The following is a 24,917-nucleotide window of genomic DNA, read 5'->3' as shown; positions in this document are numbered from 1 at the left end:
GGTGCTACTTGCCTGCGGTCGCGCCGCGCTTGCCGAAGCGCTTCTCGAACCGGGCGACGCGGCCGCCGGTGTCCAGGATCCGCTGCTTGCCCGTGTAGAAGGGGTGGCAGGCGGAGCACGTCTCGACGGTCAGCTGACCGCCGGGCGCGGTGCTGCGGGTGGTGAAGGTGTTCCCGCAGCCACAGGTCACCGTGGTGGTGTGGTACTCGGGGTGGATTCCGGGCTTCATATCGCCTCTTCTGCAGTCTGTGCCGAACTGGTCAGTCGAACGCCGGCGGCCGGCCGGTCATTCCGGCCGCGCAGCGGGGCTCGGTCGGCCAGTATCCCTGATCCGCGAGCCCCGCCGGAGGGCGGGCACGTGGCCCCGTCGTCAGTCGTTGCCGGGGCCGAGCGTCGTCTTCTGGATCTGCATGAGGAACTCGATGTTGTTCCGCGTCTTCCGGAGCTTGTCCAGCAGCAGCTCGAGGGCCTGCTGGGGCTCCAGGGCGGCGAGCACCCGGCGCAGCTTGATGACGATGGCCAGCTCGTCGGGCGACATGAGGATCTCCTCCTTGCGCGTGCCCGACGCGTTGACGTCCACGGCCGGGAAGACCCGCTTGTCCGCCAGCCGGCGGTCGAGCTTGATCTCCGCGTTACCGGTGCCCTTGAACTCCTCGAAGATGACCGTGTCCATCGTCGAGCCGGTCTCGACCAGCGCCGAGGCGATGATCGTCAGGGAGCCGCCGTTCTCGATGTTGCGGGCCGCACCCAGGAAGCGCTTGGGCGGGTACAGCGCCGTGGAGTCGACACCGCCGGAGAGGATGCGCCCGCTGGCGGGGGCCGCCAGGTTGTAGGCACGGCCCAGGCGGGTGATGGAGTCCAGCAGGACGACGACGTCGTGGCCCATCTCGACCAGGCGCTTGGCCCGCTCGATCGACAGCTCCGCGACCGTGGTGTGGTCCGACGGCGGCCGGTCGAAGGTCGAGGCGATGACCTCGCCCTTCACCGAGCGCTGCATGTCGGTGACCTCCTCGGGCCGCTCGTCGACGAGGACGACCATGAGGTGGCACTCGGGGTTGTTCGTCGTGATCGCGTTGGCGATCGACTGCAGCACCATCGTCTTGCCGGCCTTGGGCGGGCTGACGATCAGCGCGCGCTGCCCCTTGCCGATCGGCATGACCAGGTCGATGACCCGGGTGGTCAGCTGGTGCGGCTCGGTCTCCAGCCGCAGGCGCTCCTGCGGGTAGAGCGGGGTCAGCTTGGTGAACTCCGGACGCTGCCGCGCCTGCTCGGGGTCCAGGCCGTTGACGGTGTCGAGCCGGACCAGGGCGTTGTACTTGTCCTTGCGCTCGCCCTCGCGCGGCTGCCGGACGGCGCCGGTGATGGCGTCACCGCGGCGCAGGCCGTAGCGGCGCACCTGCGACAGCGAGACGTAGACGTCGTTCGGCCCGGTCAGGTACCCGGAGGTGCGGACGAACGCGTAGTTGTCCAGCACGTCGAGGATGCCCGCGACCGGCAGCAGGACGTCGTCCTCGCTGACCGTGGGCTCGTTCGGCTCGAAGCGCTCGCGCCCGTTGGGGCGGCGGTTGCGGTCCCGGTACCGGCGCCCGCGGCGGCCGCGGCCGCCCTCGAAGTCGTCGTCGTCCTCGTCGGGACGGTCGTTGCCCCGGTCGTTCCGGTCGTTCCGGTTGTCGCGGGTGTCGGTGCGGTTGTCCGGCCGGCCGCCGCGCTCGGGGCCGCGGTCGTTGCGGTCCTGGCCACGGTTGCCGTCGCGGTCGGGGCGGTTGCCGTCCCGGTCGGCGCGGTTGCCGCGCTCGGCCCGGTCGCCACCGTCGCGGGTGGGGCGCTCACCGCCGTCGCGGGTGGGGCGCTCGCCGCCGTCGCGCTCCGGGCGGCTGCCGCGCTCGGCGCGGTCACCGCCGTCGCGGTCGGTGCGGCTGCCGTCACGCTCGCCGCGGGTGCGGCCGGTGCGCTCGCCACGGTCACGGCTGCGCTGCGGGCGGTCACCCTCGGCGCGGTCGCCGTCGGTGCGCTCGCCCTCGGTCCTCTCGGGAGCCGGGGCCGGAGCCGCGACCTGCGCGGACTCGGCGGCGGGCGCCTCGAGGCGCGGCTCGGGGGTGGCCGGGGCCGCCGGAGTGACCTCGCCGGCCGGCGCGGTGCTCTCGACCGCCGGCGCGGTGCTCTCGGCCGGGGGCGCAGTGCTCTCGGCCGGGGGCGTGGTGCTCTCGGCCGCCGGCGCACCGGCGGGGCGGCTGGCAGCCCGGCGGCGCCGCGGCGCGGCCTCGGTCGCACCGGTGGCGGGCGCCGTCACCGGGCCGCTGTTCGCGCCGCCGCTGACCGGGGCCTCGAGCGGCTCGGCCGTGGCGGCGACACCGCGGGCGGTGTCGGCACCGCGGGCGGCCGGGATCCCGGCGGTCGGAGCGACGTCGGCGGGCGCGTTGCTGGCGCCATCTCCGCCCACCTGGCGGGCGGAGATGGCGGCGACCAGGTCGCCCTTGCGCATCCGGCCGGTGCCGGAGATGCCGAGCTCGGCCGCCAGGCGCTGCAACTCGGGCAGCAGCATGCCGGACAGCCCGCTGCCGCGGCGACGGGTACGGCCCGTCGTCCCAGAAGCGGCAGGTGCCTCGTCGTTCTCAGCGCCCTGCGGCGCGGTGACGAGGTCGGTGGTCTCGCTCACGTACAGGTCCTTCCCTGCGGAGACCTGCGCCTATAAGCGCAGGGGGTGACCCGGTTCCTCCCCGCCCGGCCTGTGTGAGGACAGGGGAGAGAACGGGATCGAGTGGGTGCGAGGCGGAATCTGCGGCGACGGAATCTCTTCGGTCTGCAACGCCCCGCGCGAGGCTCGCCCGAGAGGGCGGCTACGTCGTGAGCCTAAACCGCGCTCACGACCACGACAACACTGGTGGGTACCGGTGTGTTCCCCGTTACCGAGACGATACCTGAACTGCGCCGTTCACGACGCAGGCGCCGCCCGCGTCGACGTCCAGCGGACGCACCTTCCACCCCGCAGGGGTGAGATCGGCCACCTCGCGCAGCGCGGGCAGCTCCTCCCCCGTCGTCCGCCGGGCGAGCACCAGCACGCTCGGCCCAGCGCCGGAGACCACGGCGGCGTGGCCGGCGGCCCGCAGCCGGTCGAGGAGGGCCAGGGTGTCGGGCATGGCCGCGGCGCGCTGCCGCTGGTGCAGCCGGTCCTCGGTGGCGTCGAGCAGCAGCGCCGGCTCGGCGGTCAGCGCGTGCACGAGCAGCGCCGCGCGGGCGGCGTTGAAGGCGGCATCGGCGTGCGGGACCAGCTCCGGCAACAGGCTGCGGGCCACGTGGGTCGACAGCGTCGCCTCGGGCACCAGCACGATCGGCGCGATGGAGGGGTCGACCGGCAGCCGGTCGGCGACCGGGCCGCGGTCGGTCGTCCACGACAGCGTCGCCCCGCCGTACAGGCACGGCGCGACGTTGTCGGGGTGCCCCTCCAGTTCGGTCACCAGGCGCAGGACGGCACTGCGGTCGATCTCGGCGACGTCGGGGCACAGTGCCCAGGCGCCGACGACCCCGGCGACCACGGCCGCGGCCGAGGACCCCATCCCCCGCCCCTGCGGGATGCCGTTCTCCGCGACGACGCGCAGGCCGGACGGCGTCCAGCCCAGCTCGGCGCAGGCCGCGCGGAAGGCGCGCACCACCAGGTGGGACTCGCCCGTGGGCAGCTGGCCGGCCCCGACGCCGGAGACCTCGACGCTCAGGCCCGCGGTCGTGACGGCGAACTCGAGGACGTCGTGGCAGGCCAGGGCCAGGCCGGCGCAGTCGAACGCGGGGCCGAGGTTCGCGCTGGTCGCGGGCACCCGCACCCGCGCGATGGCGGTCACAGCCCGAGCTTCGCGGCGGCCACGCCGGCGTCGACGGGGACGGTCACCGGGGCCGGCGCGCCGGAGATCGCCCACTCCGGGTCCTTGAGGCCGTTGCCGGTCACCGTGCACACCACCCGCTGCCCGGGCTCCAGGCCGCCGGCCTCGGCCACCTGCAGCAGCCCCGCGACCGAGGCGGCCGACGCCGGCTCGACGAAGACCGCCTCGCTGCGGGCCAGCAGGCGGTAGGCGGCCAGGATCGCCCGGTCGGTGACCGCGTCGATCAGCCCCCCGGACTCGTCGCGGGCGGCCAGCGCCTTGGTCCAGGACGCCGGGTTGCCGATGCGGATGGCCGTGGCGATGGTCTGCGGGTGCTCGACGACCTGACCGCTGACGATCGGGGCCGCGCCCGCGGCCTGGAAGCCCCACATCCGCGGCGTGCGTGACGCGGTGCCGTCCGCGGCGTACTCGCGGTAGCCCTGCCAGTACGCGGTGATGTTGCCGGCGTTGCCGACCGGCAGGCAGTGGATGTCGGGGGCGTCGCCGAGCACGTCGACGATCTCGAAGGAGGCGGTCTTCTGCCCCTCGATGCGGAACTGGTTGACGCTGTTGACCAGGCTGACCGGGTAGTCGATCGCCAGCTTGCTGGCCAGCGCCAGGCAGTCGTCGAAGTTGCCGTCGACCTGCAGCAGCTTCGCGCCGTGGACCAGCGCCTGGGCCAGCTTGCCGAGCGCGATCTTCCCCTGCGGCACGAGGACGGCGCAGACCAGGCCGGCGCGGGCGGCGTACGCGGCCGCGCTGGCGCTGGTGTTGCCGGTCGAGGCGCAGATGACCGCCTGCGAGCCCTCCTCGACGGCCTTGGTGATGGCCAACGTCATCCCGCGGTCCTTGAACGACCCGGTCGGGTTGGCGCCCTCGACCTTGAGGTAGACCTCGCAGCCGGTGCGGCGGGACAGCTCGCGGGCGGGCACCAGCGGGGTGGCGCCCTCCTGCAGCGTGATCACCGGCGTGCTCTCGCTGACCGGCAGCCGCGAGCGGTAGGCCTCGATCAGGCCGGGCCAGTACGGCGAGACGGCACCCCGCACGGGCAGGTCGGTCGTCATGAGAGTCCTTCCACACGCATGGTGCTGGTGACGGCGCGGACGGCCGGCATCTCCCGCAGCGCGGCCACCGTCGCCGAGAGCGCGGCGTCCGGGGCGCTGTGGGTCACGATCACCAGCGTGGCGGCCTCGCCGTGCCCGTCCTGGCGCACCGTCGCGATGCTGACGCCGTGCCACGCGAACTCCTGCGCCACGGTCGCCAGCACGCCGGGCTTGTCCGCGACGTCCAGGCTGACGTGGTAGCGGGTGGGCGTCTCGTCGATCGACCGGACCGGCAGCCCCGCGTAGGTGGTGACCCCGGGGCCCGCCACGCCGGTCACCCGGTTGCGGGCGACGGCGACCAGGTCGCCGAGGACGGCGCTGGCGGTCGGCTCCCCGCCGGCGCCCTGGCCGTAGAACATCAGCTGGCCGGCCGCCTCCGCCTCGACGAACACGGCGTTGAACGCCCCGCCGACGGCGGCCAGCGGGTGCGTCGTCGGGATCATCGCCGGGTGCACGCGGACGGCGACGGAGTCCCCGCCCTCGCCCGGGACCCGCTCGCAGATGGCCAGCAGCTTCACCGTGCAGCCGATCTCCGCCGCCCGGGCCACGTCGGTCGCGGTGACCGCGGAGATGCCCTCGCGGTGGACGTCGGCCGCGGTGACCTCGGTGTGGAAGGCCAGCGAGGCGAGGATGGCGGCCTTGGCGGCGGCGTCGAAGCCGTCGACGTCGGCGGTCGGGTCGGCCTCGGCGTAGCCGAGCTCGGTGGCCTCGGCCAGGGCCTCGGTGAACCCGTGCCCGGTCTCGGCCATGCGGGACAGGATGTAGTTGGTCGTCCCGTTGACGATGCCGACCACCCGGCGCAGCTGGTCGCCGGCCAGCGACTCGCGCAGCGGGCGCAGCAGCGGGATGGCCCCGGCGACCGCGGCCTCGTAGTACAGATCCACCCCGGCCTTGGCGGCCGCCCGGTGCAGCGCGGTGCCGTCGTCGGCCAGCAGCGCCTTGTTCGCGCTGACCACCGACTTGCCCGCCTCGACGGCGGCCATGAGCAGCGCGCGGGCCGGCTCGATCCCGCCGATCACCTCGACGACGAGGTCGACGTCCGGCCGGGTCACCAGGGCCGCGGCGTCCGTGGTGAGCAGCTCGGCGGGGACGTCGGGGTGCCGGTCGGGACGGCGGACGGCGACCCCGGCGACCTCGACCGGCCGGCCGATGCGCGCGGCGAGGTCGCCGGCCTGCTCCTCGAGCAGCCGCAGCACGGCGCTGCCGACGGTGCCGCAGCCGAGCAGGGCGACCTTCAGTGGGGCGGTGTTCACGAGCGGGCTCCGGCGGGGTGCTCGGGTGCGGGCTGGTCGATCGCCGGCGAGGGTGCGGGCACGTCGGCGAGGACGGCGTCGAGGGCGAACACGTCCGCCAGTGTCTGCCGACGGACGATCTCCGTGGCGACGCCGTCCCGCACGGCGACCACCGGCGGCTTGAGCAGGTAGTTGTAGTTGCTCGCCATCGACCAGCAGTAGGCGCCGGTCGCGGCGACGGCGAGCAGGTCACCGGGCTGGACGTCGGCGGGCAGCCAGAGGTCGCGGACCAGGACGTCGCCGCTCTCGCAGTGCTTGCCCACCACGCGGCACAGCGCGGGCGGGGCGTCGGAGACGCGGTTGGCCAGCACGCAGGTGTAGGCGGCGTCGTAGAGGGCGGTGCGGATGTTGTCGCTCATCCCGCCGTCGACCGACACGTAGTTGCGCACGAGCGGGGTGCCGGGCGCTCCGCTGGCACCGAGCCGGACCGGCTTGATCGTGCCGATCTCGTAGAGCGTGACGGTGCCCGGACCGGCGACGGCCCGGCCGGGCTCGACGGCCAGCCGCGGCACCGGCAGCCCGGCCATCGCGCACTCGGCCTCGACCACGGCGACCAGCCGCCGGGCGACGTCGGCCGGGCTGACCGGGTCGTCGTCGGCGAGGTAGGCGATGCCGAACCCGCCGCCGAGGTTGAGCTCCTCGAGCACCTGGCCGGTGGCCTGCGAGACCTGGCCCATCAGCCCGACCACGCGGTGGGCGGCGGCCTCGAAGCCGGCCGTGTCGAAGATCTGCGAGCCGATGTGGCTGTGCAGGCCGGTCAGCCGCAGCGCCGGCTCGCGGATCACCCGCACCGCGGCGGTCAGCGCGTCGCCGGTGGCCAGCGAGAAGCCGAACTTCTGGTCCTCGTGGGCCGTGGCGATGAACTCGTGGGTGTGCGCCTCGATGCCGACCGTCGCGCGGATGAGCACCGGCACGGGGCTGCCGCCCGCGGCGACCCGCGCCGCGGCCAGGGGCAGCAGCCGCTCGATCTCGTCGAAGGAGTCGAGGACGACGTGCCCGATGCCGGCGTCGACGGCCAGCCGCAGCTCGACCAGCGACTTGTTGTTGCCGTGCAGCGAGATGCGCTCGGCCGGGAAGCCGGCGGCCAGCGCGAGGGCCAGCTCGTTGCCGGAGCAGGCGTCCAGGTGCAGGCCGTCGTCGGCGATCCAGCGGGCCACCTGCCCGCACAGGAACGCCTTGGACGCGTAGTGCACGTCGGCGCCGTCGAACGCGGCGGCGAAGTCGGCGGCGCGGCCGCGGAAGTCGGCCTCGTCGAGCACGAACAGCGGCGTCCCGTGGGCGCGGGCCAGCTCGGTGACCGGCCGGCCTCCGAGGTGCAGCTCCCCGCCGACCCGCGTCGCCGTCCGCGGCCAGACGTGCGGGACGAGCGCGCCGAGGTCGGCCGGGGGCGCGCCGGCCGCCGTCGGCGGGGCGATCGTGCCGTGCAGCGGCCCGGCCGGGTGCGCCCTCACATCCGCTCCGGGGCGCTGACGCCGAGGACGCCGAGGCCGTTGCGCAGCACGACGGCGGTGGCCGCGCACAGCCACAGCCGGGCGGTGGTCAGCGCGGTCGGCTCCTCGTCGCCGCGCGGCAGCACCCGGCAGTTGTCGTAGAACCGGTGGTAGGTGCCGGCCAGCTCCTCCAGGTAGCGGGCCACCCGGTGCGGGGCGCGCAGCTCGGCTGCCGCGGACACCACCCGCGGGAACTCGCCGATCGCCCGCAGCAGGTCGTTCTCCCGGTCGTGGGTCAGCTGCGCCGCGTCGACGTCGCCGGGCCCGCCGAGGGCGAGACCGAGGTCGGCGCCGTTGCGCAGCACCGAGGAGATCCGGGCGTGCGCGTACTGCACGTAGAAGACCGGGTTGTCGTTGGTCCGCCGGCTCCACAGGTCGACGTCGATGTCGATCTGCTGGTCGACCGAGGCGCGTGCCAGCGCGTAGCGGGCGGCGTCGACGCCGATCGCGTCGACCAGGTCCGACAGCAGCACGATCGTGCCGGCGCGCTTGCTCATCCGCACCGGCTCGCCGCCCTGCAGCAGGTTGACCAGCTGGCCGATGAGGATCTCGAGGTGCTCGTCGGGGTCATCACCGGCCGCGGCGACCAGCGCCTTGTACCGGCCGACGTAGCCGGAGTGGTCGGCGCCCAGCATGATCACGACCCGGTCGAAACCGCGGCCGCGCTTGTCCAGGTAGTAGGCGCAGTCCGAGGCGAAGTAGGTCGTCTCGCCGTCGGCCTTGACCAGGACGCGGTCCTTGTCGTCGCCGAAGTCCGTCGTCCGCAGCCAGACCGCACCGCCGGCCTCGTAGACGTGGCCCTGCTCGCGCAGCCGGGCCAGCGCCTTCTCCACCGCGCCCGAGTCGTACAGCGACTTCTCGCTGAACCAGACGTCGAAGGCGGCGCCGAAGTCCTCCATCGACCGGCGGATCTCCTCGAGCATCAGCGCGACGCCGCGGTCCCGGAAGACGGCCAGCTGCTCGGCGTCGTCCCGGCCGGTCACGTCGGGCTCGAGCGCGACGACCTGCGAGGCGATGTCGGCGATGTAGGTGCCCCCGTAGCCGTCCTCCGGCACCGGCCGGCCGTTCGCGGCGGCCGCCAGGCTCCGGGCGAAGCGGTCGATCTGCGCGCCGGCGTCGTTGATGTAGTACTCGCGGGTCACCTCGGCGCCGCTGGCCTCCAGCAGCCGGCCGATCGCGTCGCCGACCGCCGCCCACCGGCTGCCGCCGATGTGCACGGGGCCGGTCGGGTTGGCCGAGACGAACTCCAGGTTCAGCCGCTGGCCGGCGAGGGCGCCGGTGCGGCCGTACGCCTCGCCCGCGGTCACCGCCTCGACCGCGATCCGGCCGAGCGCGCCCTCGGCGAGGGTGATGTTGAGGAAGCCGGGGCCGGCGATGTCGACCGCGGCGATCCCCGCGTGGGCCCGCAGCTCGGCGGCCAACACCTCGGCGACCGCGCGCGGCGGCCGGCCGGCGGGCTTGGCCAGCCGGAGGGCGACGTTGGTGGCGTAGTCGCCGTGCTCGGCGTTCTTGGGACGCTCGACGAGGACGTCCGCGGGCACGTCGACGGGCAGCTCGCCGCGGTCGACGGCGGCGGCCACGGCGGTCCGGACGACGTCGCGCAACTGCTCCGGTGTCACCGCGTGATCGTACGCAGCGCGGTGCGCATGCCCGGTCCCCCGCCCCCGACGCGGCACGCCGCTGCCAGGGCCCTGCCAGGCAGCCGCCCTAGACTGGCCACCCGGGGAGGGCAGCGGGCCCGTCCCCGGACCAGCGCGTGCGTGGGCTCCCGGGCCCCCACCAGGCGCGGCGCGGTCCCGCGAGCATCTGGTGCACGAGGAGACAGTCCGTGGCCAAGGACGGTAAGCCCCAGGACGGCCGCGCGCGCGGCGGGTCCGGCAAGCCGGGCGGCCGACCGGCCGCCGGCACCAAGGGGCGCACCCGCCCGCCGGTGACCAACGTCGTCAGCCAGCAGCGCCCCTGGGGCCTCATCGCCGGAGCGGTCGCCGTGGTGGTGTTCGCCGCCGCCGTCATCACCTACGCGGTGGTGCAGGTGAACCAGGCGGAGGAGGGCCGGATCGACTCGGTCGACGAGATCGCCGGGGTCGCGACCTTCGAGTACGCCGCGGGCCAGGAGCACGTGACCACCCCCGTCCAGTACGAGCAGTCGCCGCCGGTGGGGGGGCCGCACGACGGCGAGTGGGCCGACTGCACCGGCACCGTCTACGACGTCGACATCCGGCACGAGAACGCCGTCCACAGCCTCGAGCACGGCGCCGTCTGGATCACCTACGACCCGGACGCGCTCTCCGAGGACGAGATCGCCACGCTGGCCGAGCTGGCCGACGAGTCCGGCCGGATGCTGTCCCCCTACGCGGGCCAGGACTCCCCCGTCAGCATCCAGTCCTGGAACCACCAGCTGAAGGTGGACTCCGTCGAGGACGTGCGGCTGACGCAGTTCGCCGACTTCCTGACCTACAACCAGGAGTTCTTCCCGGAGCCCGGGGCCAGCTGCGAGAACCCGCAGTTCATCAGCGCCCCGCTCACCGTCGACGACGTCAGCCGCGGCAGCGCGTCGATGACGACCGACGCCCCGACCACGCCGGAGGCCGGGGCCGAGACCGGCGCCCCGTGACCCCCGCCGGGGGCCCCGGACGCGGGCTGCGGACGGCCCTGCTCGCGGTCATCGCCGTCGGGCTGGTGCTGCTCGGCGGCGGCCTCGCCGTGGCCCTCGGCATCGGCCGGGGCGACCCGGTGCCCGGCGCCGACTCGGTGGACGCCGGGTTCGCCCGGGACATGTCGCGCCACCACCTGCAGGGCGTGGAGATGGCCAACCTCGCCCTCGACCTCAGCGCCGACCCCGAGGTGCGCCGGCTGGCCTTCGACATCTCCGCGACCCAGACGAACCAGACCGGCCGGATGCAGGGCTGGCTGTCGTTGTGGGGGCTGCCCCCGACCGGCGGCGAGACGATGGCCTGGATGGCTCCCGCGACCGGGCACACCGGCCACGGGACGGCCGGCGAGCTCATGCCCGGGATGGCGACCGACGAGGAGCTGGCCCAGCTGCGCTCTCTGACCGGCACGGAGTTCGACGTCCAGTTCCTGCGGCTGATGATCCGGCACCACCAGGGCGGCCGGGAGATGGCCGAGTACGCCGCCGAGCACGCCACCCAACCTGCGGTGGCGACGCTGGCGGGCACGATCGCCGAGACGCAGGCCGCCGAGGTGACGACGATGGAGCGGATGCTGACCGCCCGCGGAGGAACGCCCCTGCCCGCGCCGTGACGGCCGCCGTCAGGGCTGCCGCGCGGGGCTGGTAGGTTTCTCCCTGCCCCACCGCAGAGCCCCCGTAGCTCAGGGGATAGAGCACCGCCCTCCGGAGGCGGGTGCGCAGGTTCGAATCCTGCCGGGGGCACCCTTCAGTCCAGCACCGCGATGGCCTCCACCTCGATCAGCAGGTCCGGCTCGGCCAGCGCCGCCACCCCGACGAGCGTCGTGGGCCGCCGCGGGTCGACGCCCAGCCGCTGCGCGGCCCGCCCGGCGCCGGCGCCGAGGTCGGCCATCTTCTCCGGCGACCAGTCGACGACGTAGATCGTCAGCTTGGCGACGTCGGAGTACTCCGCCCCCACCCCGCGCAGCGCGGTGACGACGTTGATCAGCGCCTGCTCGGTCTGCGCCGCGAGGTCACCGGCACCCACCGGGCGCCCGTCGGCGTCCCGGGCCACCTGACCGGACAGGTAGACGGTGCGCGTGCCGGTGGCGACGCCCACCTGCGCGTACTGCTCGGACCTCGGCAGACCTTCGGGATCGACGATGTCGACGGGCACGGGGGTCTCCTCGCGGTGGTCGGGTGGAGCGGGTGCGAGGAGGACAGCACGGGCCACCGACAGGAACGGCCGCCGCCCCGCGGGTCTCGTCTCCGCACCCCGGTCGGCGTAGCGTCCCCCGCGTTGTGAACTGGGTCACGTTCGAGGTGTTCGACGGCGCCACGGCGGCCGCCGGGTGGGCGCGCGGGTGGCACGACCGGCTCGTCGAGGCGGCGCTGGCCGGCGGCGCCGCCTTCTGGGACGAGCACGAGCACCGGTGGGGTGTCGTGCTCGAGTTCGCCTTCCCCGAGGAGCGGCAGCGGGACGCCTTCCGGCAGTCCCCCGTCGTCGGCGCCGCGCTGGACGCCGCGCCCGACCCGGTGAACGGCGTCCTCGTGTACCCGCACCGCGGCGGGGGCACCGGCGACCGGGTGCCCCGCCGGCCGGGCCCGCTGGTCAGCGGCGGTGCCGCGGCGCTCCCGGAACCGGATCCCGACGCCGACCGGGTCGTCGCCTGCACCTGCCGGGTGGAGGAGTGCGCCGGCTGACCCGGCGTCAGGCCGGCAGGGGGCGTCCCACGACCGAGGACACCACCAGCTCGGGGACCGGGACCGCCGGGTCTCCGGGATCCGCGCGGCCGGGGAAGTCGAAGACGCCCAGCATCAGCTGCACCGGGTAGTCGGGCGCCTGGCCGACCCGGCGGACGACGTCGCCGTCGACGCTGAACACCAGCGACCCGGGCGCCCAGTCGACGGCGTAGGTGTGGAACCGCGCAACGTCGACGGGCAGCCGCTCGGCGCCGAAGTCCTCGGTCAGCCGCGGGTCCCGGAACCGGTGCAGGCCGGTCCCGACCGCCGCGGTCCCGTCGCGGACGGTGTCCCCGAAGACCTCGGCCACGCAGATCTCCCCCGAGTGCTCCGGCCGGTCCTCGATGCCGGAGAGCCAGAACGCGACCATGGACCGGCCCGTGATCCGCGCCCGCATCCGCACCTCGAGGTGCCCGTACCGCGGGGTGTAGCCCCAGAACGGAGCGTGCTCCTCCCGCACCACGAGGCCCTCGGCGAACGGCTGCTGACCCACGCTGCTGCCGGTCTGCAGGCAGGACACCCGCAGCGGCTCCTCGTGCAGGTCCGGGCACCAGAGCGGCTGGTCGGCGGGGATGGTCAGGTGCAGCTCCCCGTCGGCCACCCGCCACGTCGCCGCGGACGCCGCCCGCGAGCTCCAGTGCGGCAGGTAGTGGGGGAACCACACGTCGGTGTCGAGCGACTCCCCCGGGAAGCGCTCGTCCAGCTCCTCGCGCACGGCCGGCAGCGTAGGGCCGGCCGCCGACGCCGTCAGCTGGTCAGCAGCCCGCCCTCGACCGGCAGCGTCGTGCCGGTGACGTAGCCCCCGGCGTCGCTGACCAGGAACACCAGCGCCGCGGCCAGCTCGCGGGGGTCGCCCTTGCGCCCGACGAGCACCCGGGACAACTGCGACTCGATGTACCCCTCCGGGTACTGGTCGGTCATCTCCGACTCGAAGAACCCGGGCGCGAGCGCGTTGACCCGGATGCCCTTGCGGCCGGTCCACTGCTGCGCCAGGTCGCGGGTCAGCCCGATCAGGCCGGCCTTGCTCGCCGCGTACGCCGCCTGCGGCAGCCCCGCCGTCGTCAGCCCGAGGATGCTCGAGACGTTGACGATGGAGCTGCCCGGCTGCATGACCCGCCCGCAGGCCTGGGCCATCCAGTAGCAGCCGTTGAGGTTGACGTCGATGACGTCGCGGAACTGCTCGGGGGTCTCCCGGGTGGCCGGGACGGCGGTGCCGACCCCGGCGTTGTTGACCAGCACGTCGACCTTGCCGAACTCGGCCATCGCGGCGTCGACCAGGCCCTGGCAGTCCTCGGGCCGGGCGACGTCGGTGCGCACCGGGATCGCCCGCCGGCCCGCGGCCTCGACCGCCTCCCGGGTGCCGGCCAGCCGGTCCTCGCGACGGGCACCGAGTGCGACGTCGCAGCCGGCCTCGGCGAGCGCCTGGGCGAAGACCGCGCCCAGGCCGGAGGAGGCCCCCGTCACGATCGCCACCCGGCCGTCGAGCCGGAACATGTCGAGGATGCCTGCCACTGTCGCTCCCGTCGTCGGTGTCGGTGCCCGCGAGCCTGTCGCCCGCGAGGCCCGGCCGCCACCGCGACCCCAAGTGAGGGGTGGACCACCCCGCGGCCGGGTAGGGGTCGGCTCCCAGCCCCCAGCAGAGGTGGCAGCCCCATGACGAACCTGGCCCAGCACCTGGTGGACACCGCGGCGGCGCACGGCGACCGCCCGGCACTGCGGATGGACGACGCCGTCCTCACCTACGACCGGTTCCGGGAGGACGCGACGCGGGTCGCCGCCGGGCTGCGGGCCCGCGGGGTGCAGCCCGGCGACCGGGTGGGGATGGTGCTGCCCAACGTCGTGAGCTTCCCGGTCGTCTTCTACGGCGCCCTCATGGCCGGTGCCGCCGTCGTCCCGATGAACCCGCTGCTCAAGGCGCGCGAGGTCGAGTACTACCTGCGCGACTCCGGCGCCCGGATCGTGGTCGCGCTCGACTCGGTGGCCGAGGCGGCCACCGAGGCCGCCGGCGCGGTCGGTGTGGACGCGGTGGCCGTGGGGCCGACCGGGACCGGGGACGCGCTGACCGGCACCCCCGACGGCGACGTCGTGGACCGCGCCGACGGGGACGCCGCGGTGATCCTCTACACCTCGGGGACCACCGGCCCGCCCAAGGGCGCCGAGCTCACCCACGCCAACCTGCGCGGCAACGCCCGGACGACGCAGGAGACGCTGCTCGAGGGCTCCCCGGACGACGTGATCATGGGCTGCCTGCCGCTGTTCCACGTCTTCGGCCTGACCTGCGCCCTCAACGCCGGCGTCCTCGCGGGGTCGTGCCTGACCCTGCTGCCGCGGTTCGACGGTGCCAAGGCGCTGTCGATCGTCGAGCGGGACCGGGTGACCGTCTTCGAGGGGGTGCCGACGATGTTCTCGGCGATGCTGCACTCCCCCGACCGCGACCGGTACGACGTCTCCAGCCTGCGGCTGTGCGTCTCGGGCGGGTCGGCGATGCCGGTGGAGGTGATGCGCGGCTTCGAGGAGGCGTTCAGCTGCATCGTCCTGGAGGGCTACGGCCTGTCGGAGACCTCGCCGGTCGCCTCGTTCAACCACCCGCACGCGGAGCGGAAGCCCGGCACGATCGGCACGCCGATCCGCGGCGTGGAGATGCGCCTGGTCGACGACGAGGGCCGCGACGTCCGCGAGGGCGACGTCGGCGAGATCGCGATCCGCGGCGAGAACGTCATGAAGGGGTACTGGAACCGCCCCGAGGAGACGGCGAAGGCCATCCCGGACGGCTGGTTCCGCACCGGCGACCTCGCCCGCCGGGACGCCGACGGCTACTACGCGATCGTCGACCGGAAGAAGGAGATGATCATCCGCGGGGGCTACAACGTGTACCCGCGGGAGATCGAGGAGGCGCTCTACGAGCACCCGGCGGTCGCCGAGGCCGCCTGCATCGGCGTCCCGCACGCGGAACTGGGTGAGGAGGTCGCCGCCGCCGTCGCGCTCAAGCCCGGCACACAGGCCGACCCGGCCGAGCTGCAGGCCTGGGTGAAGGAGCGGGTCGCCGCCTACAAGTACCCGCGGCACGTCTGGCTGGTCGACAGCCTCCCCAAGGGGCCCACCGGCAAGATCCTGCGCCGCGCCGTCGAGGTCCCCACGGAGGTCGGTCAGTGACGCAGCAGTTGGACACCAGCCACCTGGGCGAGGCCCTCGGCACCGACTTCTTCTCGGTGCGCGACCAGTTCACCGAGGAACAGTGGGAGAAGTTCCTCGCCGTGCGGCGCTTCGTGGACAGCGAGGTGCTGCCGGTCGCCGGCGACTACTGGGAGCGCGCGGAGGTGCCGTGGCCGCTGATCCGCCGGCTGCCCGAGCTGGGCATCGTCGGCGGCAGCATCACCGGCCACGGCGCTGCGGGGATGAGCCCCATGGCCGCGGGCCTGGTGCAGATGGAGCTGCACCGCGGCGACGGCAGCCTGGGCACCTTCCTCGGCGTGCACGCCGGGCTGGCGATGCAGTCGATCGAGATGTGCGGCTCGGCGGAGCAGAAGGACCGCTGGCTGCCGCAGATGTCGACGCTGGACAAGCTCGGCGCGTTCGCGCTCACCGAGCCGCACCACGGGTCGGACTCCGTCGCGCTGGAGACCACCGCCCGCCGGGAGGGCGACACCTGGGTGCTGGACGGCTCGAAGCGCTGGATCGGCAACGGGTCGCTGGCCGACCTGGTGGTCGTGTGGGCGCGGGACGTCGCCGACGGACAGGTCAAGGGCTTCGTCGTCCAGACGCCGGCCGAGGGGTACGAGGCGACGGTCATCACCGGGAAGATGTCGCTGCGCGCGGTCTGGCAGGCCGAGATCGAGCTGAGCGGCGTCCGGGTGCCCGAGGCCGACCGGCTGCAGGAGGCGCACAGTTTCGCCGACACCGGCCGGGTGCTGGCCACCACCCGCGGCGCCTGTGCGTGGATGGCCCTGGGGCACGCCACCGCCGGCTACGAGACGGCGCTTGCCTACACACGCGAGCGCAAGCAGTTCGGCAAGCCGCTGGTCAGCTTCCAGATCGTGCAGGAGCGGCTGGTGCGGATGCTCGCCGCGCTCACCGGGATGCAGCTGTACTGCATGCAGATCGGCCGGCTGGCCGAGGCCGGCCGGCTCTCCCCGACCGTCGCGGGGCTGGCCAAGATGCACAACACGCGGACCGCCCGCGAGATCCTCGCCGAGGCCCGCGACCTGCTCGGCGGCAACGGGATCCTGCTGCAGAACCACGTCATCCGGCACATGGCCGACATCGAGGCGATCCACACCTTCGAGGGCACCGAGACGGTGCAGACGCTCATCGTCGGCCGCGACATCACCGGGGTCAGCGCCTTCACCTGAGCCCGCACCCGCCGACCCGAGGAGGAACCGTGGCCGACGCACGCCCGCCGCTGTGGCGGCAGGCCTTCGACGCCGCCGAGCGCCGGGTGACCCCGCGCGCCGAGGAGTTCGTCCGCACCGACACCTTCTCGATCGGCGCCGCGCTGCTGCGCCGGGCCACCACGCTGGCCCGCGACTCCGCGCGGGACGTGACCACCCGCGCGTGGCACCTGCTGAACCTGCCCGCCGGCACCGACGTCAGCCGGCTGCGGGCCCAGGTGGGGGCGCTCGACCGGGAGATCCGGCGGCTGACCCTGCAACTCGAGGCGGAGCGACGACGCACGACCGAGGAGAGCCATGCCGACAGCGCCTCGTCCGCAGACGATCCTCGACCGCGTCCGTCGCGACGTCGAACGCAACGCCCTGCGCGCCCGTAACGGGCTGAAGCTGGTCAGCGGGGTCGACCGGCCCGGGGTCGGGCTGACCCCGAAGGACGTCGTCTGGCAGCGCGGCCGCACCCAGCTGTGGCACTACCGCAACGACGACGTGCGGCACAGCCCGCCGCTGCTGATCGTGTTCAGCCTGGTCAGCCGCAGCTACGTCCTGGACCTCACGCCGGGCAACAGCTTCGTCGAGCAGCTCCTGGGCGCGGGGTTCGACGTCTACCTGCTCGACTGGGGGGAACCGGACGAGCGGGACGCGGCCAACACCCTCGAGGACTACGTCGACGACTACATCCCGGCCGCGGTGCATCGGGTGCTGGAGCTCTCCGGCGCCGGCGAGGTCAACCTGTTCGGCTACTGCTTCGGCGGGAACCTCACCCTGCTGTACGCCGCGCACCACCCCGACGCCCCGCTGCGCAGCCTCACCGTGCTCGCCACGCCGGTCGACTTCCGGCACATGGGCCCGCTGGCCGACCTGTTCCGGGTGGGCGGCCTGGAGGTCGCCGCGGTGCTCGACGCGAACGGCAACGTGCCGCCGCGGGTCGTCGTCCAGGGCTTCCGCGCGCTGACCCCGACCTCCGAGGTCACCCGCTACGTGACCCTGTGGGAGCGGCTCTGGAACGACGAGTACGTCTCCGCCTACCAGGCCATGACCGGCTGGTCGGACGACCACGTGCCCTTCCCCGGGGCGGCGGCGGAGGAGACGGTGCGGATGCTGGTGCGGGACAACGGGATGGTCACCGACCGGCTGGCGGTGAGCGGGGACCGGATCCACCTGGCCGACATCCGCGTGCCGTTCCTCACCGTCCGAGCCGACCGCGACCACATCGTCCCGCCCGAGGCGACCGCGCCGCTGATCGACCTGGTCGGCTCGCCGGACAAGCACGAGCTGCGGCTGTCGGCCGGGCACATGGGCCTGGTGGTCGGGCGGACGGCGGCCCGCACGACGGTGCCGCAGATCATCGACTTCCTCCGGCGGCGCAGCGAACCGCTGGACGCGACCGCCGAGGAGGCCGCCCGGTGAGCGACGTCGTCGAGGTGACCGACGCGCACTGCGACGCGCTGCTGCGCTTCTTCGCCGACCTCCCCGAGGGCGACCGCACCTTCATCCGCGAGGACGTCACCGACCCCGACGTGGTGCGGGGGTGGACGGCCGGCGCCCCCGGCGTCCGGCGGTGGGTGGCCCTGGACGGCGACGGGCGGGTCACCGGGTACGTCGCGGTGCTGCGGCTGCCCGGCTGGTCGGACCACGTCGGCGAGCTCCGGCTGGTCGTGGCGCCCGGCGCGCGCGGCAGCGGCCAGGGCCGCGAGCTGGCCCGGCACGCGATGGTGCAGGGCCTCGAGGAGGGGCTGACCAAGCTGGTGGTCGAGGTGGTCGCCGAGCAGGGCGCGGCGCTCGCGCTCTTCACCGACCTGGGCTTCACCGGCGAGGCGCTGCTGGTCGACCACATCCGCGACCGCGACGGGGAGCTGCGGGACCTGCTGGTGCTGGCGCACCACGTCCGCGACACCTGGGCCGGGATGAGCGCGGTCGGCCTCGCCGACGCGCTCGGCGACGGCTGAGCCGGCAACCGGCGCGGAGCGCCCACCCCGGAACGTCCCGGCACCGTCGCCTCGGTGTCATCGCCCGGCCATCTCCGCCGGTCACGCTCGGTCCCCACGGGCCCACCCGGGCCCGGGTGACCCTGGAGGTCCCGGTGTCCCGACCGTCCGTGCCCCCGCCCCCCGCCTCCGCCCGCTGGCTGCGCACCGGCGCCCTCGTCGCCACCGAGCGGCTGCGCCCCGCCGTCGGCAGTTCCCGGCGCCGGGCGGTGTGCGGCGCCTCCCGGGTGCTCACCGGCCTGGGGGTCCGGGTGGCGGTTCGCGCACCGTCGGCGCCGTGGCCCCGCGCCGGCCGCGACCCGGGACTGCTGCTGGTCGCCAACGCCGTCTCCGCGCTGGACCCGCTGGTCCTGCAGACGGCGCTGCCCGGGGTCCTGGTCGCGGGACACCGCGACCGGATCGCCGGGGTGCCCGTGCCCGCCGTCGCCCCGGTCTCCGCCCGCGTCGCGACCGCGCTGCGCCGCGGGATGCCGGTCGTCGTCCGCCCCGAGGAGCAGCCGACCGGGGCCGCCGCGCTCGGCCGCTTCTCCCCCGCGCTGTTCGCCGCGGCGGCGGAGACCGGCGCCCCCGTCTGCCCGGTGGCGCTGCGCTACCGCGGCGCGGGCGACCCGCCGGCGACCCGCTCGACGGTCGCCACCCTCCGCTGGCTGGGCGCCGCCGCGGGCGTGGTCGTGGAGGTGCACCTGCTGCCGGCGCTCTCCTCGGCCGCCGCGACGGCCGAGGAGCTCGCGACGCTGGCCGAGTACGCGGTGGCCGCCGTCCTCGAGGCGCCGTCGCCCGCCCCGGCGACCGGCCTCGCTGGAGGGGCCCGCCGCGAGCCGGCGAGAGGTCCCGCTACCCGGTGACCCGGCCGCCGTCGACGGCGAGCCGGCGGGTGGTCTCCACCGCGGCCAGCATCCGGCGGTCGTGCGTGACCAGCAGCAGCGTGCCGCGGTAGCCGGCCAGCGCCTGCTCCAGCTGCTCGATGGCCGGCAGGTCCAGGTGGTTGGTGGGCTCGTCGAGCACCAGCACGTTGACGCCGCGCGCCTGCAGCAGGGCCAGCCCCGCGCGGGTGCGCTCCCCCGGCGAGAGCGTGTCGGCGGGCCGGAGCACGTGCTCGGCGGTCAGCCCGAACTTGGCCAGCAGGGTGCGCACCTCCGCGGTCGGCCGGTCGGGCACCTCCGCCGAGAACGCGGCCAGCAGCCCCTCCGACCCCAGGAACGCCCGGCGCGCCTGGTCCACCTCGCCGATCCGCACCGCCGGCCCCAGCGAGTGCCGCCCCGCGTCGAGCGGCACCCGCCCGAGGAGGGCGGCCAGCAGGGTGGACTTGCCGGCGCCGTTGGGCCCGGTGATCGCCACCCGGTCGCCCCAGTCGACCTGCAGGTCGACCGGCCCGAGCGTGAAGCCGCCGCGCCGGACGACGGCGCCGGACAGGGTGGCGACCACCGCACCGGCGCGCGGCGCCGCGGCGATCTCCATCCGCAGCTCCCACTCCTTGCGCGGTTCCTCCACCTCCTCGAGCCGCTCGATCCGCCGCTCGGTCTGCCGGGCCTTGGCCGCCTGCTTCTCCGAGGTCTGCCGCTGGAAGTTCTTGACGTGCTTGTCCGGGTCCTTCTGCTTGCGGACGGCGTTGCGCAGCCCCTTGTCCATCCAGGAGCGCTGCGTCCGGGCCCGCGCCTCGAGCCCCGATCGGGTGTCGGCGTACTCCTCGTACTCCTCGCGGGCGTGCCGGCGGGCGACCTCCCGCTCGACGAGGTAGGCCTCGTAGCCGCCATCGTGCACCCGCACCAGCTGCTGGGCGAGGTCCAGCTCGACCACCCGGGTCACCGTGCGGGCGAGGAACTCGCGGTCGTGGCTGACCACGACGATCCCGCCGCGGGCGTCGGTGACGAACCGCTCCAGCTGCTCCAGGCCCGCCAGGTCGAGGTCGTTGGTCGGCTCGTCGAGCAGCAGGACGTCGTAGCGCGACAGCAGCAGCGCCGCCAGCCCGACCCGGGCGGCCTGCCCGCCGGAGAGCCCGGTCATGGCGGCGTCGAGCGCGACGCCGGGTGCCACCTCGGCCACCACCTGCTCCGCGCGCTCGTCCAGGTCGGCGCCGCCGAGCGCCAGCCAGTGCTCGAGGGCGTCGCCGTAGGCGTCGCCGGCCCCATCGAGCCCGGCGGTGAGCGCGGACGTGGCCGCGTCCAGTGCGGCGTGGGCCGCGGTCACCCCGGTGCGGCGGGCCAGGGCGTCGCGCACCGACTCCCCGGGGCGCCGCTCGTGCTCCTGCGGCAGGTACCCGAGAGTTGCCGTCGGCGGGCTGACCGTCACCTCCCCGGACTCGGCCGGCAGCTCGCCGGCCAGCGTGCGCAGGAGGGTGGACTTCCCCGCGCCGTTCACCCCGACCAGCCCGACGACGTCACCGGGCGCGACGACGAGGTCGAGGTCGGAGAACAGGACGCGGGCGCCGTGGCCGGCGGCCAGCCCGCGGGCGACGAGGGTGGCGGGCACGGGTTCAGCCTCTCACCGGCCCCTGTCAGGGCTGCTCGCCGTCCTCCGGGGCGGCGAGGACCTCGTCGGCCATCTCGTCGAGCATGCCCTCCAGGGCGTTGTCCTCCCCGCCGGGAGGACGGCGGCGGACCAGCCACGGCTGCAGCTGGTCGTACCCGCGGACGGAGACCCGGTTCAGCGGGCGGACCCGGTACCGCGGCAGGCCGCGCAGGTGCCGGGCCAGCTCGCGGTCGACCAGCAGGGCCGACGGCCGGGCGATCGAGGTCAGCCGGCTGGCCAGGTTGACCACCGGGGAGTAGACGTCGCCGAGGTGGGTCAGCACCGTGCCGTGCGCGGCACCCACCCGCAGCGGCGGGCGGTCGGCGGCCTGCCACGCCTCGGGGAGCTCCAGCCCGATCTCGACGGCGTCGATGGGTGAGACGGCGGTGTAGAGGACGCCGTCCCCCACGGTCTTCACCACCCGGCCGTGGTGGCGGGCGATCACCTCGCTGGCGGTGCTCTCGAAGTCCTCGACCATCTCGCCGAGCTCCCGCCCGCCCATGCCGCGGCTGCGGGTGGTGTAGCCGACGAGGTCCGCGAAGCCGACGGCGAGCTCGCGCCGGTCGCCGGGTCCGGCCGAGGCCAGCAGCCGGTCGGCGTTGGCGGCCAGGTGACGCCGCCACACGTAGTCCTGCACCTCGCGCAGCAGCGGGAAGAGCCGCTGCGCGGTCCGCACCGCCTCCGCGGGGTCGATCGCCTGCTCGCCGCCGGCGTCCCGGGTCAGCAGGTCGGCGAGCATGTCGGTCTGCCAGTCGGCCAGCCGGGACAGCGACTGGCCCATGGCCCGGGCGATCGACGCCTCGGTCTCGGGGTCGACGAAGCCGGAGTCGATCAGCGCCGAGAGCGTGCCCAGCGCCCGCACGTCGGTGTCGGTGAAGAGCGCCTCGTCGTCGGCGGCGTCGGGGAAGCCGAGCGCCCGCCACAGCCGCTGCGTCCGCTCCGGCGGCATGCCGGCCAGCTCGGCGACCTGCAGCCGGGTGTAGCAGCCCGGGCCGTCGAGGAGCAGCCGCTCGAGCGCCTCCCGGGCGTCGGGTGCACCCGCGGCGGCGTCCTCGGCTCCGGTGCCCGGCAGGGGGTCAGCCCGTGGTGTGGACGACCAGCACGTCGACCGTGGACCGGCGGGTCACGTCGGAGGGCACCGACCCGAGCAACCGGCCCTTGATGCTGTTGAGCCCGCGGTTGCCCACCACGAGGAGGTCGGCCTGCTCGCGGGCGCACACGTCGAGCAGCGTCTCGACCGGCGCGCCGACGACGGCGATCGGGTAGACGTCGGTGGCGCCGGCCTCCCGCGCACGCTCGGCCGCGGTCTGCACCGTGGACTCGGCCGGGCCCGAGCCGATGACCTGGTAGGCGTCGTCACCGAAGACCTCGCGCGCCTCCTGGAGCTCGCGCTCGTCGACCCGCGGGGGCTGGTAGGCGCAGACGAGGACCAGCCGCGCGCCACAGGCCCCGGCCAGCGCGCCGGCGCGGCGCACCGCCCGCAGGGATGACTCCGACCCGTCGGTCCCGACGACCACCGTGCGATACGCGCTCACGGCTCGGGAACCTACCGGCAGGGCCTCCGCTGTGCGCGCGATCACCCTCGGCCGCCACGCCCGCCGGGACTCCCGGACCGTCGTCCGGGTGCGCTTGGATGGAGCCGTCGTCAGGCCCCCGCCGACCCCAGGAGAGCGCCATCCGCCCCGGCAGCACCGCACCCCGAGACCCCGTGCGGGTCGAGGTCCGCGGCCTCACCAAGACCTTCGGCGCCGTGCGCGCCGTCGACGACCTGACCTTCACCGTCGAACCCGGGTCGGTCACCGGCTTCCTCGGGCCCAACGGGGCCGGGAAGACCACGACCATGCGCATGCTGCTGGGCCTGGAGCAGCCGGACTCGGGCACCGCGACGTTCAACGGCGCCCCGTACACGGCCCTGCCCGCGCCGGTCCGCACCGTGGGCGCCGTCCTCGAGACGGCGTTCCACCCGGCCCGGTCCGGCCGCAACCACCTGCGCGTGTACTGCCGCGCGGCGGGGCTGCCGCTCTCCCGCGCGGAGGACGTCCTCGTGCAGGTCGGGCTGGCCGACGCCGGCGGACGCCGCGCGGGCGGCTACTCCCTCGGCATGCGGCAGCGTCTCGCGCTGGCGACGGCGCTGCTGGGCGACCCGGCGGTGCTCGTCCTCGACGAGCCGGCCAACGGCCTGGACCCCGAGGGCATCCAGTGGCTGCGTGGGTTCATCCGCCACCTGGCCCACGAGCAGGGCCGCACCGTGCTGGTCTCCAGCCACCTGCTCTCGGAGATGGAGCACACCGCCGACCGCGTGGTCATCGTCGGCGCCGGCCGGCTGGTCCGCGAGGGCTCGATCGCCGAGCTGCACGCCGGCGCCCAGGGCCCCGGGACCGTGCTCGCCCGCAGCCCCGAGGCCGCCCGGCTGGTCGAGGTCCTCGGATCCGCCGGCCTCGAGGTCGCACCGGGCGGCGACGGGCTGGTGACCGTCTCCGGGACGACGCCGGCCGTCGTCGGCGCCCGCGCGTTCGCGGCCGGGATCGAGCTGCACGAGCTGCGCGCCGAGAGCAGCGGCCTGGAGGACCTGTACTTCCGGCTCACCGCGGGCCAGGAGCAGTTCGCCGCCGCTCCGACCGACACGATCACGCAGGGAGCTGCCCGATGACCGCGCTCGTCCGCGCCGAGTGGACCAAGCTGTTCACCACGCGCGTGTGGATCGGGCTGCTGCTCGGCGCCTGCGTCATGGTGACCGGCTTCGCGATCCTCTTCACCGCCTTCGCCGGCGGCGCGGAGAGCGGCCTGCCCGCCGTGGGCACGGAGGCCTACGAGGAGCTCGCGCTGGCCACCGCGGCCAACGTCACGGTGCTGTTCCTCATCCTCGGCATCATCGGGATGACCCAGGAGTACCGGCACCGCACCGCCACGCCGACCTTCCTCACGACGCCCCGGCGCGGCCGCGTCGTCGTCGCCAAGCTGATCGGCTACGCGCTGGCGGCGGTGCCCTTCGCTCTGCTGGTGCTGGCGGTGAACTACCTCGTCGTCGCGATCCACGCCGGCGCCCGGGGGGCGGCACCGTCGCTGACCGGGGACAACCTGCGGGTCATGACGGGTGCCGGCCTGGCCCTGGTCATCTACGCCGTCATCGGCGTCGGTCTCGGCGCGCTGCTGCGCAACCAGGTGGGCGCCATCGTCGGCGGCCTGGTCTACCTGTTCGTGGTCGAGCCGATCATCCGCCAGATCCCGGCCACGGCCGGGGCCTACAAGTGGATGCCCGGCGGCGCGCTCGAGGCGATGACGGCGACCTTCCAGGGTCCCGAGCTCCTCGAACCCTGGCAGGGCGGGCTGCTGCTGCTCGGTTACGGTCTGGTGGCGGCCCTGCTGGGCACCCTGCTCGCCGTCCGGCGGGACGTCGTCTAGCACGGCCGCCCGGCACGTCCCGAACGGAAACGGGGATCCCCCATGACCACCCGCATGACCGGCCCGCGGCTGGCCCGGCTGATCGCCCAGGGTGACGTCGACGCCGTCCGCACCGCCGTCGAGCAGTCGCCGCGGCTGCTGTCGGCGACCGTGGAGCGGGACGGACAGGGCGGCTGGACGCCGCTGCACGTCGCGGTCGCCGAGGGTCAGGCCGAGATCGTCCGGCTGCTGGTCGCCGCCGGCGCGGACCCGGCCGCGCGCACCGAGCAGCACCGCACGCCGCTGCACACCGCGCTGGAGTCCGCACCAGACCTGGTCGCCGTCCTCCGGAGCCTCGGCGCCCCGGTCGACGCGCCGAGCGCGGCCTACCTCGACGACGCCGACCAGCTGGCCGCGGCGCTCGACGCGGGCGCACCGCTGGCCGACCCGGTCACCGGCGTGGACCTGCTGACGTGGGCCGCCGCGGGCGGTGCGGCCGGGGCCGCCCGCGCGCTGCTCGACCGGGGCGCGGACGCCGACGCCGGGG

25 protein-coding genes and 1 tRNA gene are annotated in these 24,917 nt (G+C 74.9%); 13 read left to right on the top strand and 13 right to left on the bottom strand.

Features of this window, described 5'->3' with window-relative positions:
- Positions 1–4 precede the first annotated feature (4 nt).
- The 7 genes from rpmE to argS form a co-directional block, all read right to left on the bottom strand.
- Positions 5–229: a 50S ribosomal protein L31 gene (rpmE, locus tag MY520_RS20495; RefSeq protein WP_436694419.1), complete on the bottom strand. Its 225-nt coding sequence runs from the start codon at positions 227–229 to the stop codon at positions 5–7.
- Between the two features lie 141 nt (positions 230–370).
- A complete protein-coding gene (gene rho / locus MY520_RS20490; protein WP_436694418.1) occupies positions 371–2,656 on the bottom strand; it encodes a transcription termination factor Rho in 2,286 nt (761 codons plus the stop codon).
- Positions 2,657–2,903: 247 nt separating this feature from the next.
- Positions 2,904–3,833 carry a homoserine kinase gene (thrB, locus tag MY520_RS20485; RefSeq protein ID WP_436694417.1) on the bottom strand — a complete coding sequence of 310 codons (930 nt, stop codon included), beginning with the start codon at positions 3,831–3,833 and terminating at the stop codon, positions 2,904–2,906.
- Positions 3,830–4,915, bottom strand: coding sequence for a threonine synthase (thrC, locus tag MY520_RS20480; RefSeq protein ID WP_436694416.1), 1,086 nt, complete (start codon positions 4,913–4,915; stop codon positions 3,830–3,832). Before thrC ends, thrB begins: the two co-directional genes overlap by 4 nt.
- Positions 4,912–6,207, bottom strand: a complete 1,296-nt coding sequence (locus MY520_RS20475) for a homoserine dehydrogenase (RefSeq protein WP_436694415.1) — start codon at positions 6,205–6,207, stop codon at positions 4,912–4,914. The genes thrC and MY520_RS20475 overlap by 4 nt, the downstream gene beginning before the upstream one ends.
- Positions 6,204–7,697 carry a diaminopimelate decarboxylase gene (gene lysA / locus MY520_RS20470; protein WP_436694414.1) on the bottom strand — a complete coding sequence of 498 codons (1,494 nt, stop codon included), beginning with the start codon at positions 7,695–7,697 and terminating at the stop codon, positions 6,204–6,206. Before lysA ends, MY520_RS20475 begins: the two co-directional genes overlap by 4 nt.
- Complete coding sequence (argS, locus tag MY520_RS20465; protein ID WP_436694413.1) at positions 7,694–9,355, bottom strand: arginine--tRNA ligase; 1,662 nt, start codon at positions 9,353–9,355, stop codon at positions 7,694–7,696. The genes lysA and argS overlap by 4 nt, the downstream gene beginning before the upstream one ends.
- A gap of 209 nt (positions 9,356–9,564) precedes the next feature.
- On the opposite strand from argS, the gene MY520_RS20460 reads away from it, so the two are divergent.
- From MY520_RS20460 to MY520_RS20450, 3 genes are all read left to right on the top strand, one after another.
- A complete protein-coding gene (locus MY520_RS20460) occupies positions 9,565–10,350 on the top strand; it encodes a DUF3105 domain-containing protein (protein WP_436694412.1) in 786 nt (261 codons plus the stop codon).
- Positions 10,347–11,000, top strand: a complete 654-nt coding sequence (locus MY520_RS20455; protein ID WP_436694411.1) for a DUF305 domain-containing protein — start codon at positions 10,347–10,349, stop codon at positions 10,998–11,000. The genes MY520_RS20460 and MY520_RS20455 overlap by 4 nt, the downstream gene beginning before the upstream one ends.
- 58 nt (positions 11,001–11,058) lie before the next feature.
- Positions 11,059–11,130, top strand: a tRNA-Arg gene (locus MY520_RS20450).
- A 4-nt stretch (positions 11,131–11,134) separates the two neighbouring features.
- Here the strand turns inward: MY520_RS20450 and MY520_RS20445 are convergent.
- On the bottom strand, positions 11,135–11,542 hold the full coding sequence (locus tag MY520_RS20445; RefSeq protein WP_436694410.1) for a RidA family protein: 408 nt from the start codon (positions 11,540–11,542) through the stop codon (positions 11,135–11,137).
- Positions 11,543–11,667: 125 nt separating this feature from the next.
- On the opposite strand from MY520_RS20445, the gene MY520_RS20440 reads away from it, so the two are divergent.
- Positions 11,668–12,069: a hypothetical protein gene (locus MY520_RS20440; RefSeq protein WP_436694409.1), complete on the top strand. Its 402-nt coding sequence runs from the start codon at positions 11,668–11,670 to the stop codon at positions 12,067–12,069.
- A gap of 7 nt (positions 12,070–12,076) precedes the next feature.
- On the opposite strand, the gene MY520_RS20435 is transcribed toward MY520_RS20440, so the two are convergent.
- Positions 12,077–12,823 (bottom strand): glycoside hydrolase family 16 protein, encoded by a 747-nt coding sequence (locus MY520_RS20435; protein WP_436694408.1) that lies wholly within the window; start codon positions 12,821–12,823, stop codon positions 12,077–12,079.
- Positions 12,824–12,855: 32 nt separating this feature from the next.
- On the bottom strand, positions 12,856–13,620 hold the full coding sequence (locus tag MY520_RS20430; protein ID WP_436694407.1) for an SDR family NAD(P)-dependent oxidoreductase: 765 nt from the start codon (positions 13,618–13,620) through the stop codon (positions 12,856–12,858).
- 141 nt (positions 13,621–13,761) lie between these two features.
- Between MY520_RS20430 and MY520_RS20425 the strand changes: the two genes are divergently transcribed.
- From MY520_RS20425 to MY520_RS20400, 6 genes are all read left to right on the top strand, one after another.
- Complete coding sequence (locus MY520_RS20425; RefSeq protein ID WP_436694406.1) at positions 13,762–15,261, top strand: long-chain-fatty-acid--CoA ligase; 1,500 nt, start codon at positions 13,762–13,764, stop codon at positions 15,259–15,261.
- On the top strand, positions 15,258–16,457 hold the full coding sequence (locus MY520_RS20420; RefSeq protein ID WP_436694405.1) for an acyl-CoA dehydrogenase family protein: 1,200 nt from the start codon (positions 15,258–15,260) through the stop codon (positions 16,455–16,457). Before MY520_RS20425 ends, MY520_RS20420 begins: the two co-directional genes overlap by 4 nt.
- Before the next feature lie 29 nt (positions 16,458–16,486).
- Entirely contained in the window at positions 16,487–16,873 is a 387-nt protein-coding gene (locus MY520_RS20415; RefSeq protein WP_436694404.1) for a hypothetical protein, read from the top strand.
- Complete coding sequence (locus MY520_RS20410) at positions 16,794–17,903, top strand: alpha/beta fold hydrolase (protein WP_436694403.1); 1,110 nt, start codon at positions 16,794–16,796, stop codon at positions 17,901–17,903. Before MY520_RS20415 ends, MY520_RS20410 begins: the two co-directional genes overlap by 80 nt.
- On the top strand, positions 17,900–18,442 hold the full coding sequence (locus MY520_RS20405; protein WP_436694402.1) for an N-acetyltransferase family protein: 543 nt from the start codon (positions 17,900–17,902) through the stop codon (positions 18,440–18,442). Before MY520_RS20410 ends, MY520_RS20405 begins: the two co-directional genes overlap by 4 nt.
- A gap of 134 nt (positions 18,443–18,576) precedes the next feature.
- On the top strand, positions 18,577–19,326 hold the full coding sequence (locus tag MY520_RS20400) for a hypothetical protein (RefSeq protein ID WP_436694401.1): 750 nt from the start codon (positions 18,577–18,579) through the stop codon (positions 19,324–19,326).
- Here the strand turns inward: MY520_RS20400 and MY520_RS20395 are convergent.
- From MY520_RS20395 to MY520_RS20385, 3 genes are all read right to left on the bottom strand, one after another.
- Entirely contained in the window at positions 19,316–20,950 is a 1,635-nt protein-coding gene (locus tag MY520_RS20395) for an ABC-F family ATP-binding cassette domain-containing protein (RefSeq protein ID WP_436694400.1), read from the bottom strand. The two genes, MY520_RS20400 and MY520_RS20395, sit on opposite strands and share 11 nt — an antisense overlap.
- Positions 20,951–20,975: 25 nt before the next feature.
- On the bottom strand, positions 20,976–21,995 hold the full coding sequence (locus tag MY520_RS20390) for an adenylate/guanylate cyclase domain-containing protein (protein WP_436694450.1): 1,020 nt from the start codon (positions 21,993–21,995) through the stop codon (positions 20,976–20,978).
- A gap of 70 nt (positions 21,996–22,065) precedes the next feature.
- Complete coding sequence (locus MY520_RS20385) at positions 22,066–22,524, bottom strand: universal stress protein (RefSeq protein ID WP_436694399.1); 459 nt, start codon at positions 22,522–22,524, stop codon at positions 22,066–22,068.
- A gap of 215 nt (positions 22,525–22,739) precedes the next feature.
- Here MY520_RS20385 and MY520_RS20380 point away from each other — a divergent pair, with 215 nt between their 5' ends.
- The 3 genes from MY520_RS20380 to MY520_RS20370 form a co-directional block, all read left to right on the top strand.
- Positions 22,740–23,639, top strand: coding sequence for an ABC transporter ATP-binding protein (locus tag MY520_RS20380; protein ID WP_436694449.1), 900 nt, complete (start codon positions 22,740–22,742; stop codon positions 23,637–23,639).
- Positions 23,636–24,391, top strand: a complete 756-nt coding sequence (locus MY520_RS20375; protein ID WP_436694398.1) for an ABC transporter permease — start codon at positions 23,636–23,638, stop codon at positions 24,389–24,391. Before MY520_RS20380 ends, MY520_RS20375 begins: the two co-directional genes overlap by 4 nt.
- Before the next feature lie 42 nt (positions 24,392–24,433).
- On the top strand, positions 24,434–24,917 hold a 484-nt coding region (locus tag MY520_RS20370), incomplete at its 3' end, for an ankyrin repeat domain-containing protein (RefSeq protein ID WP_436694397.1).

It is taken from the genome of Geodermatophilus sp. CPCC 205506 (assembly GCF_051383635.1).
GTDB lineage: Bacteria > Actinomycetota > Actinomycetes > Mycobacteriales > Geodermatophilaceae > Geodermatophilus.
This window is presented reverse-complemented; position numbering and strand designations above follow the sequence as displayed.

Bases quoted from the DNA above. Each gene is read 5' to 3' on its own strand.
- MY520_RS20425 (WP_436694406.1), top strand. From the start codon at position 13,762: ATGACGAACCTGGCCCAGCACCTGGTGGACACCGCGGCGGCGCACGGC.
- MY520_RS20410 (WP_436694403.1), top strand. From the start codon at position 16,794: ATGCCGACAGCGCCTCGTCCGCAGACGATCCTCGACCGCGTCCGTCGC.
- MY520_RS20375 (WP_436694398.1), top strand. From the start codon at position 23,636: ATGACCGCGCTCGTCCGCGCCGAGTGGACCAAGCTGTTCACCACGCGC.
- rpmE (WP_436694419.1), bottom strand. From the start codon at position 229: ATGAAGCCCGGAATCCACCCCGAGTACCACACCACCACGGTGACCTGT.
- thrC (WP_436694416.1), bottom strand. From the start codon at position 4,915: ATGACGACCGACCTGCCCGTGCGGGGTGCCGTCTCGCCGTACTGGCCC.